9 protein-coding genes are annotated in these 14201 nt (G+C 71.5%); 6 read left to right on the forward strand and 3 right to left on the reverse strand.

What is annotated here, in order from left to right; translation table 11 throughout:
- Positions 1-59: 59 nt before the first annotated feature.
- Both OV090_RS20380 and OV090_RS20385 read left to right on the forward strand, forming a co-directional pair.
- The gene (locus tag OV090_RS20380) at positions 60-1652 is read left to right on the forward strand and encodes a ferritin-like domain-containing protein (protein ID WP_267705546.1); all 1593 of its coding nucleotides are present in this window, start codon (positions 60-62) and stop codon (positions 1650-1652) included.
- Between the two features lie 806 nt (positions 1653-2458).
- A complete protein-coding gene (locus OV090_RS20385; protein WP_267705547.1) occupies positions 2459-4153 on the forward strand; it encodes an AgmX/PglI C-terminal domain-containing protein in 1695 nt (564 codons plus the stop codon).
- A 72-nt stretch (positions 4154-4225) separates the two neighbouring features.
- On the opposite strand, the gene OV090_RS20390 is transcribed toward OV090_RS20385, so the two are convergent.
- Entirely contained in the window at positions 4226-4885 is a 660-nt protein-coding gene (locus OV090_RS20390) for a deoxynucleoside kinase (protein WP_267705548.1), read from the reverse strand.
- A 410-nt stretch (positions 4886-5295) separates the two neighbouring features.
- On the opposite strand from OV090_RS20390, the gene OV090_RS20395 reads away from it, so the two are divergent.
- From OV090_RS20395 to OV090_RS20405, 3 genes are all read left to right on the forward strand, one after another.
- Positions 5296-7260, forward strand: coding sequence for a hypothetical protein (locus OV090_RS20395; protein WP_267705549.1), 1965 nt, complete (start codon positions 5296-5298; stop codon positions 7258-7260).
- Entirely contained in the window at positions 7257-8129 is an 873-nt protein-coding gene (locus tag OV090_RS20400; protein WP_267705550.1) for a UbiA family prenyltransferase, read from the forward strand. Before OV090_RS20395 ends, OV090_RS20400 begins: the two co-directional genes overlap by 4 nt.
- 165 nt (positions 8130-8294) lie before the next feature.
- Positions 8295-10052, forward strand: a complete 1758-nt coding sequence (locus tag OV090_RS20405) for a nitrite/sulfite reductase (RefSeq protein ID WP_267705551.1) — start codon at positions 8295-8297, stop codon at positions 10050-10052.
- Positions 10053-10199: 147 nt separating this feature from the next.
- Here OV090_RS20405 and OV090_RS20410 read toward each other — a convergent pair whose 3' ends face one another.
- On the reverse strand, positions 10200-11795 hold the full coding sequence (locus OV090_RS20410; RefSeq protein WP_267705552.1) for a tetratricopeptide repeat protein: 1596 nt from the start codon (positions 11793-11795) through the stop codon (positions 10200-10202).
- Positions 11792-13111, reverse strand: coding sequence for a trypsin-like serine protease (locus tag OV090_RS20415; RefSeq protein WP_267705553.1), 1320 nt, complete (start codon positions 13109-13111; stop codon positions 11792-11794). Before OV090_RS20415 ends, OV090_RS20410 begins: the two co-directional genes overlap by 4 nt.
- Positions 13112-13433: 322 nt before the next feature.
- On the opposite strand from OV090_RS20415, the gene OV090_RS20420 reads away from it, so the two are divergent.
- Positions 13434-14198, forward strand: a complete 765-nt coding sequence (locus OV090_RS20420) for a hypothetical protein (RefSeq protein ID WP_267705554.1) — start codon at positions 13434-13436, stop codon at positions 14196-14198.
- Positions 14199-14201: the final 3 nt, after the last annotated feature.

Below are 14201 nucleotides of genomic sequence, written 5' to 3' on the forward strand. Positions count from 1 at the left end.
CAGCCGCTGGCAACCGCGCGGCTTGACCCGCACCGCGCTCTTGCGTCACCTTTCCCGCCATGACGCTTATCCGAACCTCCTTAGACCCCGTCCGCGCCTCCCTCTTCGCCGCACTCGGCCTGCTCGTCGCCTGCGGCCCCGGCAAGAACGAGACCGAGACCGACTCCTCCTCGCTGTCCGAGACCGGCGCCACCACCGACCCGGCCACCACCGGCACCGGCACGACGAGCCCCACCACCGGCACCACCACCGATCCTGGCACCGGCACCGAGACCGGCGGCCAGACCGTCACGACGGCCGCCACCACCGAGGCTCCGACCTCGACCACCGGCACTGTCCCGCCCGCCGTCTGCGAGGGCACCGTCACCGAGCTCATGCAGGCCTTCGTCGAGCCGCCGACGCCCTCGGGCTTCGTGAAGTGCGACGACGGCCTCGTCCACCGCCCCGAGCCGCGCGAGTGCCTGTCGCCGCTCACTCCGACCAGCTGCCCCGCCGACGCCTCGCCCGACAGCGAGTGCCTCGTCGACGCCGACTGCACCGAGAAGCCGTTCGGCTCGTGCCAGCTCAACATGGTGTTCGGCGGCATCCTCGCGCCCGGCGACACCTGCGGCTGCGTGTACGGCTGCCAGACCGACGGCGACTGCGCCTCGGGCGAGGTGTGCCGCTGCGCCGGCGACGGCCTCGGCCTCTATACCGAGTGCATCCCCGCCACCTGCATCACCGACGCCGACTGCCCCGGCGAGATCTGCGGCTTCGCGGCCGACATCTGCGAGCCCGGCCTGTTCTCCTCGCACTGCACCACCCCCGAGGACGCCTGCTCCGGCGACAGCGACTGCCCCAGCCCGCCGTGCGTGTTCGAGGACAGCGTCCAGTCGTGGGCCTGCGCCAACGCGGCCTGCGGCCGGCCCTTCCTCGTCGAGGAGCAGGCCGTCACCGCGCCCGCGTGCGCGCGCGACGACTGGCGGGCCCTCGTCCGCGTCCCCGTCGCGCTGCCGCCGATGCGCGCGCGCCTGGCCGCGTACTGGCAGCAGATCGGCCTGTGCGAGCACGCCTCGGTGGCCTCGTTCGCGCGCTTCATCCTGCAGCTGCTGGCCGTCGGCGCGCCGGCCGACCTGGTCAAGGACGCGCAGCAGGCCCTCGCCGACGAGATCGAGCACGCGCGCCTGTGCTTCGCGCTGGCCAGCCTGTACGAAGGGACAGGCGTCGGCCCCGGCCCGCTGACCGCCGCCGATCCGCTCGGCGCGCTCGACCTCGACGCGGTGGTCGCCGCGGTCATCCGCGAGGCCTGCGTCGGCGAGACGCTGTCGGCGCTCGAAGCCCGCGAGGCCGCCCTGCGCGCCGAAGATCCCGCCGTGCGCCGGATCCTCGAGCAGATCGCCGCCGACGAGCAGCGCCACGCCGAGCTCGGCTGGCGCGTCGTCCAGTGGGCCCTCGCGCGCGCGAGCGCGGACCAGCGCGCACGCGCGGAGGCGGTGTTCGCCGCCGCGATCGCCGGCGCCGAGGCCACGATCGAGGCGCTCGAGCGCGAGCCCGGCGCGCCCGAGCTGCACGCGCACGGGGTCGTCGACGCGCCGCTGCGCGCCGCGCTGTGGCGCGAGGGCCTGCGCGAGCTCGTGTCCCCGACGCTCGACGCGCTGCGCCAGGTCGCCTGAGCCCCCGAGCGCCCGTCACTCGCAAAAGAAGACTCGCCGCGGGAGACGAGCTCTTCCGCGGATGCGAGGGTGAGCTGAGCCCGCGAGCGCTTCCGCGAGAAGCGCTCGCCGCGGAGGACGAGCTCCTCCGCGGCTACGGCGGTAAGTTGAGCCCGCGAGCGCTTCCTCTTCGAGAAGTGCTCGCCGCGGAGGACGAGCGCCTCGGCGGCTGCGATGGCAAGGCAAGACTTTGCCTTCGCCGCTTCCATCTCCGTTCGGCTGTACCGGGCCGCACCTTCGCCTCCGTCGCCGAGGCCACTGCGCCGCTGCAGGGCTGAAACCCACATCGGTCCTTTGCGCGAAGCCACTGCGCCGATTCTCGCAGCGCCGCGCCCCCCGCGAAAGTGACAGCGACCGCAGCCGCGCCCGATCCGGCCCCCACGCTGTCCCACACGCCGCCCGCGACAGCGCCACCGCGGCCGGGTTCCCGGTGCCCGCGATCGCTGTCACTTTCACCGCCGCCGACATCGCCCACCCGCTCCGGTTCCTGGCCGGGCGCCGCGACAACGCGGCCTGACGCAGGTTCCCGGGCGAGTTCGTCGCGTGCGGCCCACACAATTTTTCGTCGCCCGAGGAACCGCGACCCCTGACCTCTGTCTGTAGCCGCGTCGACGGTGCTGCGACGGCGAGGCGGGAAGCGGCTGCGAAGCAGCCCATCCGCCGCCGCGACGGACCCCCGCGCGGCGCGAAGAGCCTGCTCGTCGAGACAGTACCCAAAGAACATGTCCCTTCAGTCATCACACGATTGTATGAAAGTCAGTGACGCCATGACGACCCGCAACCATCGAATCGAAGTCAGCTCCCTCCACAACGAGTCCGAGGTGCAGGACGGCGGCCGAGTCGCCGAGGTCGTGGCCATGTACAACGACACCGTCCTCGACGTGCAGCACCTCGGCCAGGTCCGCGACGGCCGGCGCAGCGCGCCCAAGTGGCTCGCGGCCGGCGGCGCCCTGGTGCTCGGCGGCCTCGCCCTCTTCGGCCACGACGCCGCCCAGGACTGGGACGGCCACGCCGAGGCCGTCAAGGCCGCGGCGGAGGTCAGCGCCCCGGCCCCGAAGGCCCCCGGCACCGGCCTCGGCGGCCTCGGCTTCGGCCTGGCGATGCTCGGCCTGATCCCGTTCGGGGTCGCGGCGATGCGCATGCAGGACCGGGCCCGCACCGCCTACACCCTCGGCGAGGGCCACGACGCGGCCTTCCACGTCGCCGTCCCCGGCCGCCGCGAGCTCCCGATCGTCCAGGGCGAGCGCGACCACAACCTGCAGTTCACCGCCGACATGGCCGGTGAGGTGCGGATCGGCGACACGCACGTGACCCTCGAGGAGCTGATCCGCAACGGTCTCGCGCGCCAGGTCGAGGCCGGCGTCTACAGCTACCCGCTGGCCGCCGGCGCGAAGGCCCGGATCTGCTGGCAGGGCCTCACCTTCTTCATCCACTCGGTCGCGCCCGGCCGCGTGATCGCTCGCAAGAGCGAGATCGACAAGCCGTTCTGGTTCCACAACGGCCTGTCGGCGGCCGCGATCGGCAGCCTCATCCTGCTCACGCAGATGATCCCGAACGAGGCCGGCGCGCTGGCCCTCCAGGAGGAGCTCGCGGACAGCCGCTTCGTCGGCTACCTCGCGCAGCCGAACGAGCAGAAGGACGAGGCCATCCCGACCGACGAGGAGCAGGCCGACGAGCCCGGCGGCGCCGCGGGCGAGCGCCACGTCGGCGACGAGGGCAAGGCCGGCAAGAAGGAGAGCAAGCAGGTCAGCGGCCGCTACGCCATCAAGGGCAACGCGTCCGCGATCCCCAAGCTGGCCCGCAACTTCGACCCGGACATGGACGCGCGCAACACCGGCGTCCTCGGCCTGATGAAGGCCGACTCGGGTCACTTCATGGCCTCGCCCTTCGGCGACACCTTCGCCGTCGGCAACGACAGCGACGACGTGTGGGGCCAGCTCGTCGGCAAGGACATCGCCGAGTCCAACGGCTTCGGCGGCCTCGGCCTCGTCGGCACCGGTCGCTCCGGCGGCGGCACCGGCGAGGGCACGGTGGGTCTGACCTCGGTCGGCCTCATCGGCCACAACCGCCCCGGCGACGGGGAGGGTGGGCTGCTCCGCCGCTCGGCGGGCTTCGAAACCCGCAAGACCCGCTCCCCGCAGGTCCTCGCCACCAAGGCCGAGGTCGTCGGCGGGCTCGACAAGGACCTCATCCGCCGCGTCGTGCGGGCTCACATCAACGAGGTGCGCTACTGCTACAACCAGGGGCTGGCCAAGGACGCCAACCTCAAGGGCCGCGTCGCCGTCCAGTTCACCATCGGCGGCACCGGCAAGGTCACCTCGGCCGTCGTCGGCGAGACCGACCTCAAGGACCGCGCAGTCGGGTCCTGCATCGCCCAGGCGGTCAAGCGCTGGTCGTTCCCCAAGCCGGCCTCGGGCGGCGCCGCGATCGTGACCTACCCGTTCATCCTCCAGCCCGGCTGACCTGAAAGACAGCCTCGCCCGACCGGGCGGCGCCCTCGCGGCTCCGCCCGGTTCTTTTTTAATTTCCGCCGATCACTCCGCGAGCGCAGCGTCCGGGTCGCGCCGCAATTTCAAGATCTTCTCGATGCGATCGAACAGGTCGATGCGGTCGACCAGATCGTGAAGATAGTCGAGCTTGTCGGTCTCGATCGTCACCGTCTCCGACAGGTCGTAGCGCGAGAACCACGCGTCGTAGAGCTCCTGCAGCCGCCGCAGGTAGCTGGTCGGGATCGCCTGCTCCTCCGGCCGCCCGCGCAGCGCGATCCGCTTGCGCAGCGTCCGCATCGAACATTTCAAATAAATCATCAGGTCGGGCGGCGGCAGCTGCTGCACGATCGCCTCGTACAGCTCGCGGTAGGTCTGATAGTCGCGCCGCGTCATCTGTTTGCGGCGGTACAGGTTCTCCGCGAAGATCTCCGCGTCCTCGTAGATCGTGCGGTCGCCGATCACCGGCTGCGTCGCCCGGATGAGCTCCTGATGGATGCGAAATTTCTTGGCGAGAAAGAACACCTGCGAGTGGAACGCCCACCGCGGCATGTCCGAATAGAAGTCGACCAGGTACGGGTTCTGCTCGTTCGGCTCGAAGTGCGGCGTGAGTCGGAACTGCCGCGCCAGGAACGTGACGAGCGTCGACTTGCCGACGCCGATGTTGCCGGCGACGGCGACGAACCTGCGGGGGCGGGCAGCGCTCACCCAAGCCCGGTACCGCGGATCGCGTCCCCGTGTCGAGTGCGCGAACCCGCGCGAGCGGCCCCGCGGGGCCGCTGGAACGCGAAGGACGGCCGCGCCGCCGCGATCGACGTCCCGGCCGCCGCAGATCTGCCGCACCACGGACTCGCTGCGGGCGCGGACCTCGCGACCGAGTCCGCATCACCGCCGATTCGTTCGGCCGCGTCGATCGACGCCGACGCGATCGACTCGGGATCGGGTCGAGGTCGGCGACCACCGGGGCTTTGCGAGATCCACCTGTGCGCGCCGCGGGTCCACGGTCCGCGACTGATCACCGGGCCGGGCCCGGGCGGCCGGCGGCCGGCACGCGACCGGCGGCGCTTCGCTCGTTGACGCGCCGGACCAGTTTGTTTTCTCGTATCATCCGCGCCCACATGCCCGCTGTCGACGACCCTGCCGCGCGCCCGACCGGGCCCGAGCCACCTGGGTCGTCCGCGCCGGAGCGGCCCGTGCGGCTCGTCCTCGCCGCGCTGCTCATCGTCGCGTTTCACCTGGCGTGGTTCTTCTACTTCGTCCCGCTGGACGTCTGGTGGACCGACACCCCGATCACCGGCGTCGACTTCGAGACCCACGTCGGCCAGACCTGGCGCTTCATGGAGGCCATGGACGGCTGGGGTCACAGCTGGCTGTACGACCCGCGGCTGCTCGCCGGCTACTTGCACGGCGTCATCTTCGACGCCGACAACAAGGGCTGGGAGGTCTGGACCTGGCTCTTGAGCCATCTCGGCGTTCCGGCCGGGCTCGCCTTCAACCTGTTCGCCGCGGCCGCGCACCTCGGCGTCCTGCCGGTCGTCTACGCCTCGGCGCGGCTGTTCGACCTGTCGCGTCGCGCCGCCCTGTGGGCCGCCGCGCTCGCCTCGGCGCTGTGGTTCTTCGACTCGTTCTCGCACTGGTGCTGGTGGATCGGCATGGTCGCCTACGCCCTGTGCGGCTACCTCTCGCTGCTGCCGCTGGCGCTCTTCTACCGCTGGACCCGCCAGCGCAAGCCGTGGCAGGGCCTCGCCGCCGGCCTCGCGCTCGGCGTCGCCCACCTCGTCCACCCCTACACCTTCGTCGTCCTGGTCGCGCCGATGCTCGTGCTGTACCTCCGCGAGCTCCGCCGCCTCGGCGCGCGCGGCCACTTCGCCGTCCTGGCGATGGTCGTCTTCACTCTGGTGCTCAACACCTGGTGGCTCGCGGTCGCCGTCCAGTTCTGGCACTACATCCTCGACTCCGGCTTCTTCGGTCAGTCGGGCCCGCAGTGGCTGCTCGCCGACTACCTCGGCCTCGTCCTCGACACCGCCACCTCCGGCCTCCTCGGCACGCGCACCGGCTTCCGCTTCCTCGTCCTCGGCGGCGCGCTGGTCGGCCTGTGGCGCTGGCGACGGGCCCGCGACCCTCGCACCCTGCCGTTCGTCGTCGCGGTGGTGGCGATGGTGCTGCTCGCCTACGCCTCCGGCTACATCTGGCTCTTCAGACAGATCCAGCCGTACCGCCACGTCCTCCCGCTCGCCTTCCTCGCGGTCATCCCCGCCGCCGCCGCGCTCGAGTCGGTGCGCCTGCGCGAGCTGTGGCGCTCGCTCGCCCCGCCCGCGCGCGCCCTGCTGGTCGTCCTCGCCTTGCCGGCCGGGCAGATGCTCGTGCGCGACGTCCTCTACTTCACCCCCGCGCACCTGCCCGAGGTCGCCCCGCTCTACAGCGGCGAGAAGGTCCTGCTGGCCGCCAGCGGCTACCCTGCGCACCCGGACTACCGGCTGTTCCCGTCGCGGCCGGAGCACGGCGAGGTGACGAAGTGGGTCCGCGAGGTCGACGACGGCCAGAGCCGCTTCCTGGTCGAAGAGCCAGCCGTGGGCGAGCGGCTGCACTGGCAGACCGACGCCCAGATCATCGGCGGCTTCCGCTTCCGCAACCTCGAGCACAGCATGGCCAACCTCTACCGGCGCCACAAGTTCGGGGTCGCCGGCGACGACCAGCTGCGCACGTACTTCGAGACCTACGCGGTGCGCTGGGTGATCGTCACCAGCAACGCGACCTGGTGGAACACCAAGCCCGACCTGATCGTTCCGGCCGGCAAGGTCGGCCACCACCGGATCTTCCGCACCACGATCGAGCCGCACCTGATCCAGCAAGGCGGCGGCAAGGTGGTCGCCGCGCCCAACCGGATCAGCGTCACCGGCAGCGACCCGAACATCGACCTGGTGCTGCGCTTCCACTGGATGGAGTACCTGGTCTGTGAGCCAGGTTGTGAGCTCCGCCGCGAGAAGATCGACGACCTCGACCACGTCGGCTTCATCCGCGTGCCCGCGCCGCACCCGGCCGACCTCGAGATCGTCAACGCCTACGGGGAGGCCCGGCGATGATCGCGGCCCTGCGGATCCTCTTCAACGTCGCGGTCTACCGGCTGCAGCGGCTCGAGATGGCCAACATGGGCGGCGCGCTGCTCATCATGCTCGCCCTGCGGCTGTCGCCGGCAGACGTCGCGGTGCGGCTCGGCTTCGCCTTCCTGCTCAACCTGCTCGTCTACCTCAACAACGACTTCCTCGACCTGCCGACCGACCTGCGCTCGCCCGAGCGCGACGACGCCAACACGCGTTACCTCCGCGACCACCGCGGCGCCGCAGTCGGGGCCCAAGTCGGCCTCGTCGGAGCGATGCTCGTCCTCGCCGGCGTGTGGGACCTCGGCCTGCTGGTCCCGCTGGTCGTCGGCGGCGGCGTGTGCTGGCTCTACTCGGCGCGGCTCAAGCACGTCGCCGGGGCCGACATCACCGCGATGATGGTGTGGGGCGCGGCGATGCTGACCATCGCGTTCCCGCCGACGCACGTGCTCGGGTGGGTGCTGGCCGGCCTGCTCGCGCTCGACTCGGCCGTGTTCGAGACGATCCAGGTCATCCGCGACCACGACGCCGACCGCGACACCGGCGTGCGCACGACCGCCGTCGCGCTCGGGGTGCCGCGCACCCTCGCGCTCGCCCGCGGCCTTTTGGTCCTCGGCGCCGCCGCCGCAGCCGTCGCCGTCCACCCGCTCGTCGCAGTCCCGCCGATGATCGGCGTCACCCTGCCGCTCGGCCGTCCGGCGCGCTATTGGAACCAGATCCGCGTCCTCCTCGGGGTCGCCTTCCTGTTCGCCGCCGGGTGGGTCTACCTCCACGGGGCCACCGCCGGATGGCTGGTCCGCTGCGCCGCGGACGGCTGTACGGCCTCACCTGGTCTTTCGCTCATGTCGCATTAGGCAGGCGCAGATCGGCCGCCGTCCGCCGACATGTGGCGCCCTCCGTGCTCTATTTTGCGACATGTGGTGTGTAAAATACCCTGAAGGTTTTTCGTTGAACTGGACGCCTTCGTCCCATATCCTGAACAACGCTTCAGTCTAGCGAAGTTGTCGGAGCGGCCGCACATGTCCCAAGAAGCACGTTATGACACCCACTTCTCGAGCCCCGCGGACGTCGAGGAGTTCGTCTCGGTCCTCGAGCGGTTCGAGCGCGGCGAGATCTCGTCGGAGGACTTTCGCACCTTCCGCTTGAAGCGCGGGGTGTACGGCCAGCGGCAGATGGACGTGAACATGCTGCGGGTCAAGTTCCCCGGCGGCATCATGAGCGCGGCCCAGCTGCGCACCGCGGCCGGCGTGGCCCGCGAGTACACGCAGTACCACAAGGGCCACATCACCACGCGGCAGAACATCCAGTTCCACTTCGTCAAGCTGGCCGACATGCCGGAGGTGATGGGCCGCTTCGACCTCACCGGCGCGACCACCCGCGAGGCCTGCGGCAACACCGTCCGCAACGTCACCGGCTGCCCCTACGCCGGCGTCAGCGGCACCGAGGCGTACGACATCACCCCGTACATGCACGCGCTCGTGCGCATGTGCCTGCGCGAGGAGTGGGCCAACAACCTGCCGCGCAAGTTCAAGATGGCCTTCGAGGGCTGCACCCACGAGGACCACGCGCAGACGGCGATCAACGACGTCGGCTTCCGCGCCAAGACCCGCGACGGCGTGCGCGGCTTCGAGGTGTTCGTCGCCGGCGGCCTGTCGACCAGCCCGCGCCCGGCCTATCGCCTGCACGACTTCATCCCGGCCGACGAGATGCTGGCGCGCACCGAGGCGATCATCCGTGTGTTCGACAAGCACGGCAACCGCAAGAACCGCGCCCGCGCCCGCCTCAAGTACGTCATGAAGACGCTGGGCGAGGCCGGCTTCGTGGCGGCGTACGAGGAGGAGGTGGCCCTGCTGGTCGCCGCCGGCACGCTGCAGCGGCCCATCGAGCTGCCGCCCGAGGAGACGGCTCCGGCGTGGAACGAACGCGCCCTGGCCGGCCCGCGCGCGGCCGACGACGACCCGCAGTACAAGGAGTGGCTGCGCACCGTCGACCCGCAGAAGCAGGCGGGCTTCGCCGCGGTGACGATCAAGCTCGACCGCGGCGACATCTCGGCCGACCAGTTCGACCAGCTCGCCGAGCTCGCCGAAACCTTCACCGACGGCACCCTGCGCGCCGGCAACCGCCAGAACCTGATCGTCCGGTGGGTCCGCACCGAGTACCTGCCGCACCTGTTCACCGCGCTGCAGCAGATCGGCCTCGCCGACCTCGGCTCCAACACGATCCACGACGTCGTCAGCTGCCCCGGCGCCGACAGCTGCAACCTCGCGGTCACGCACAGCATGAGCCTGGCCAAGCACCTCACCCGCTTCCTCAAGAACGCGGGCAAGTCGGCCGACAGCGTCGAGCTCGCGCGCTCCGCCGACATCAAGATCTCCGGCTGCCCCAACTCGTGCGGCCAGCACCACGTGGCCGCGATCGGCTTCCACGGCACCGTGCGCCACGTCGGCGAGGGCAAGCAGGTCCCCGAGTACCAGCTCCACCTCGGCGGCGGCTTCGACGCCGACGGCGTCCAGTTCGGCCGGCACATCGTCAAGATCCCCGCCCGCCGGGCCGGCGAGGCCCTCCTGCGCCTGCTCGACCTCTACCGCGACGAGCGCGAGGACGGCGAGGACGCGCGCACCTTCTTCCGCCGCGTCACCAAGGAGGAAGTCGTCGAGGCCCTCGGCGACGCCCTCCTCGACAGCCAGTTCACCAACCTGCGCGACGACGACATCTTCGACCTCGGCCAGGAGCGCACCTTCGACGTGGCCATCGGCCGCGGCGAATGTGCCGCCTGAATTTTTCGAAGACCCCCCGATCGACCGACCAACTGCGACAGGCTCTCGGGCCTGTCGCTTTATTTATGTCCGAAGGGACATAGCATCCTGTTCGACATACATGCTCTTCGAGAGCAGGTAACCTCTCGACTCGGTGGCTTTTTAAAATCACTCCTCCGTGAGCGGCGGCTCGACCTGCACCGGCGCCGAGACCGGCTCGATCGGCGGCGGCGCCACCCAGCCGAACAGCTCGCGCTGCGGCGGGTGGGCGCGGGGCAGCCGGCGCTGCAGCTCGGCGCCGCAGAACTCCACGGAGGCGTCGGTGTAGGCGAACGCGGCCGCGCGGTCCCAGCAGAACTCCAGCGCCTGAGTCGCCGAGGCCTCGACCGGCGTCGTGTAGTCGCGCAGCGCCCCGCAGTAGGCCTTGATCGCCTCGTCGGAGCCGAGGCCGTCCGGCACCTCGGCGGCCAGCAGCGTGTCGACCTGCGCCTGGACCAGCACGGCGACCCGGGCCGCCGACGCGAACGCCCCGCGCGCGCTGCCCTTGCGCGCCGCGATCTTCTCGTAGCGGCGGGTCACGTCGTTGGATTGCTCGCGGATCTTCGTCCAGTAGTCGAGGAAGCGCCGCTGCGAATCCTCGCTCTTGCGCTTCTGCTCGGCGTACTTCTTGCGATCGCTGGCCTTCGCCGAGTACTGCAGGTAGTCCTCGACGCGGAAGTTCAGGTCGGTCGGGGCCCGCACCGCGAGCGCCGCCTCGAGCTCGCGGTCGGCCACGATGATCTCCGCCTCGTCGAGCGCCTCGGTGACCTTCATGCGCAGCCACGGGTCCTCGACCGGCGGCAGCGCCTGGCCGAGCTCGATCACCTGCCGCAGGCGTCGCTGCGCCGAATCGGCGAGCTGACGATCGCGCGGGTACACGGTCACGACCTGCGCCGCCGGCCCTGCGCACGTCACAGTCGGCGGCTTGCCGCGCTTCGGCGAATCCATCGCCGCCGGCTTCGACGTGACGCACAGGTCCATCGGCCCGCCCTTCTGCTTGCACGCGCGCCGCCACTCGATCGCCGCGACGGTCACCTCGGCGAGGATCCGCCGGGCCGGCCCGCCCTTGCTGCCGTGGCGCACCAGGTACTCGATCGCGTGCTTCTGCCGCGCCTGGTCGTCGGGCAATGTCTTCGGGAGCAGGTCGACGCGAGCCCAGTGGACGATCGCGCTGCGCTGCGGGTCCTTGGTGCCGTAGATCTTCTCGACCTTTTCGAACAGCGCCAGCGCCCGCTGGTCCTGGCCGAGCTGCGCGCGGAGCAGCCCCGCCTCCTGCAGCAGCTCGCTCGCCTCGGCCTCGCCGGGGTAGCGCTCGGCGAACCGCTCCATCGCCGCCGCCGCCCGCTCGAACGACAGGGTCGCCCGCAGGTGGCGCACGAGGGCCAGCAGCGCGACGCGGGTCGCCGGCAGCGTCGGGAACTTCTCGACCAGCCGCTCGCGCGTCGCCACCATCGCGTCGTACTGCCCGGCGGCCTCGTGACAGCGCGCCGCGTACTCGAGCGCCTCCGCGGCTCGCTCGTGACGGTCACCGAGCCGCTGCGCCAGCTGCTCGAGCTGCTCCGCGCACGCCGGCGCGCGCGCGGGATCTCCGGCCTGCGCGACCGCGACCCCGTCGGCGAGGATCTGCGCGTCCTCCGGCGTCATCGGCGGGGCCGCGGCGATCGCCGCCAGCGCCCCGACCAGCACGCCGAGGCCACGCAGCCATGGGAGCGAACGCCGCGTCATCGTCCTCGCCGCCGGCGCGCCAGCAGCAGCAGGCCGCCGAGTAGCCACGAGCTGTCCCAAGAGACAGACTGTCCCGAAGTGCAGGAGCAACCGCGCTCGGCCAGCTCGCCGCCGTCGGCCCCGGCGCTTGCCTCGTCGCCGCTGTCCTCCTCGCCGGTGTCGCCGGTCGGGTCGATCGGCCCCGGCGGCTCGGGCTGCGGCTGCGGCTGCGGCTGCGGCTGCGGCTCGGGTTCAGGCTCAGGCTCCGGCGGCGGCGGTTCCGGCTCGGGAGGCGGCGGTTCCGGCTCCGGCTCGGGTTCAGGCTCAGGCTCCGGCTCCGGCTCCGGCCCCGGGAACGGCCCCTGACCGAACGGCTCGCCGCAGATGGCGCTCCAGCCCCCGCTCTGCGCGGTCGAGCAGCCGTCGCCCCACGTGCTCTGCGGATCCATCAAGTCGCCGGGGAAGCCGCCGCACTCGGCCGTGGGTGTCCAGTTGCCGGCCGTGTCGAAGCACGGCGACAGGTCGACGCCCGCGGCCTCCTCGAGCCACTGCATGTGCGGCCAGAACATCTCGTACACCGTGCCGAACCCGCACACTTCTTCGCCGGGCTCCGGGAACTCATCGCCGAGGTGCAACGTCGAGGCCGCGCCGAGCAACCGCCACGTGCCGTCGCCCATGCGCAAGTAAGCCGGCCCGCCGGAGTCGCCGAAGCACCCGCCGTGCTCGGGCCCCACCATCACGATGTCGTTGGCGGCGAGCGAGACCTCGATGACCGACTGCGTGGTGAACCGCTTGCGACCGCCGCCGGTGGGCAGCGGGTTGCCCTCGGGATCGAGGACGGCATTGGTCGCGCCGAAGCCGACGATCGTGACCTGCGAGTTCAGCAGCGGGTCGACCTCGCAGCCCATGATGAGCGGCACCCGCGGCACCTCGTGCACCGGCTGCGCGAGCTTGCAGAACGCGAGGTCGTTGACCATCGCGCCGGAGTCCCACTGCGGATGCGTGGCGCACTCGGTCACCGCCACCTTGCGCACCGGCGCCGCGACGTCCTCGCCGAACATCACGCTGCCCGGCACGGCCCACGAAAGTCCCGGGTCCATGCAGTGGGCCGCGAACACGACGACGCTCGGATCGACCAGCGAGCCGGTGCAGAAGAACCCGTCGGTGCTGGCGTCGAGCATCGCCACCGCGCTCGGGAAGTCGCACTCGCCCGCCTCTTCGCCGCCGAAGATCGGCTGCGGCGGCGGCGGGCTCGCGTCCGCCAACTCACCGGCGAACGCCGGACCCGCGACCAGCGCCACGAGCCCGCAGACCACCGCTGCCCCGAGTGTACGCATGCGGCCCAGGCTCCCACCCTCGCCGGCCGCGTGCAAGCGCGAACCGGGTATCATCGCGCGCGTGTACGCCCCCCTCCTCGCGCTCGGACTCGCGGCCGCAGCCCCCGAGTGGAGCGCGACCTCGTCACCCGTCGACGCCCACGCGACACCTCCGTCCGCACCCGTGATCGTCTCATCGGCGACGCCCGCGTCCGCGACTTCGACATTTCTCTCCACGCCCGCGACCTCATCACCGGCGATCTCGACACCTCCGCCCGCGGCCGCGACTTCGACCTTTTCCTCCGCGCCCGCGGCGACCTCACCCGATGCGATCACCGAGGTCGTGCCCACGACCTCGACACCGGCGACCTCGTCACCCGCGACCTCACCCGACGCGACCACCGACGTCACGCCTGCGACCTCGTCACCACCCGCCGAGCCCACGACCTCGTCGCCCGCCGTCGTCGCCGAACCCCAGCCGTCACCCGTCGACGCCGCCGAACCCCAGCCCGCGACGTCGCCATCCCCCGCGTCGACCGCCCCTACCACCTCCTCACCGCCTCCCGCAGGATCCTCGCCCCCCACGCGCCCGCGCTGGTGGGGACCCGATCCGCGGCCGAAGGTCAGCGGCTACGGCGGCCCTGCCCTGCGCCTGTCCGGCCTGAACGGCGCGTTCGCGGCCTTCGTCGGCCTCGAGGGCGGCATCAACATCCTGCAGCGGCTCACGATCGGCGCCTCGCTGCAATGGCTGCTCAACCCCGTCGAGGCCGGCCCGTTCGCCCGCGGCGCGGCCACCCGGATCAACATCAACTACGGCGGCCTAGTGGTCGACGTCGCCTACGTCCGCGGCAAGCGAGTCGCCGGCACACTCGGCGGCCTGCTCGGCGGCGGCGGCGGTTGCGTGCAGAACCCCGAGAACGGCCGCTGCGCCGACAAGACCGCCTTCTTCGTCGGCGAGCCGCGAGCCGGCCTCCGCGTCGTCCTCGCCCCCATCGTCCGCCTGCACCTCGCCCTCGGCTACCGCTTCGTCGCCGCCCGCACCTGGACCGCCCCGGCCAACCTCGGCGGACCCGTGGGCACCGTGATGCTCGAGTTCGGCTGGTTTTGAGGA

The sequence above is a fragment of the Nannocystis sp. RBIL2 genome, from assembly GCF_026626745.1.
Taxonomy (GTDB): domain Bacteria; phylum Myxococcota_A; class Polyangia; order Nannocystales; family Nannocystaceae; genus Nannocystis.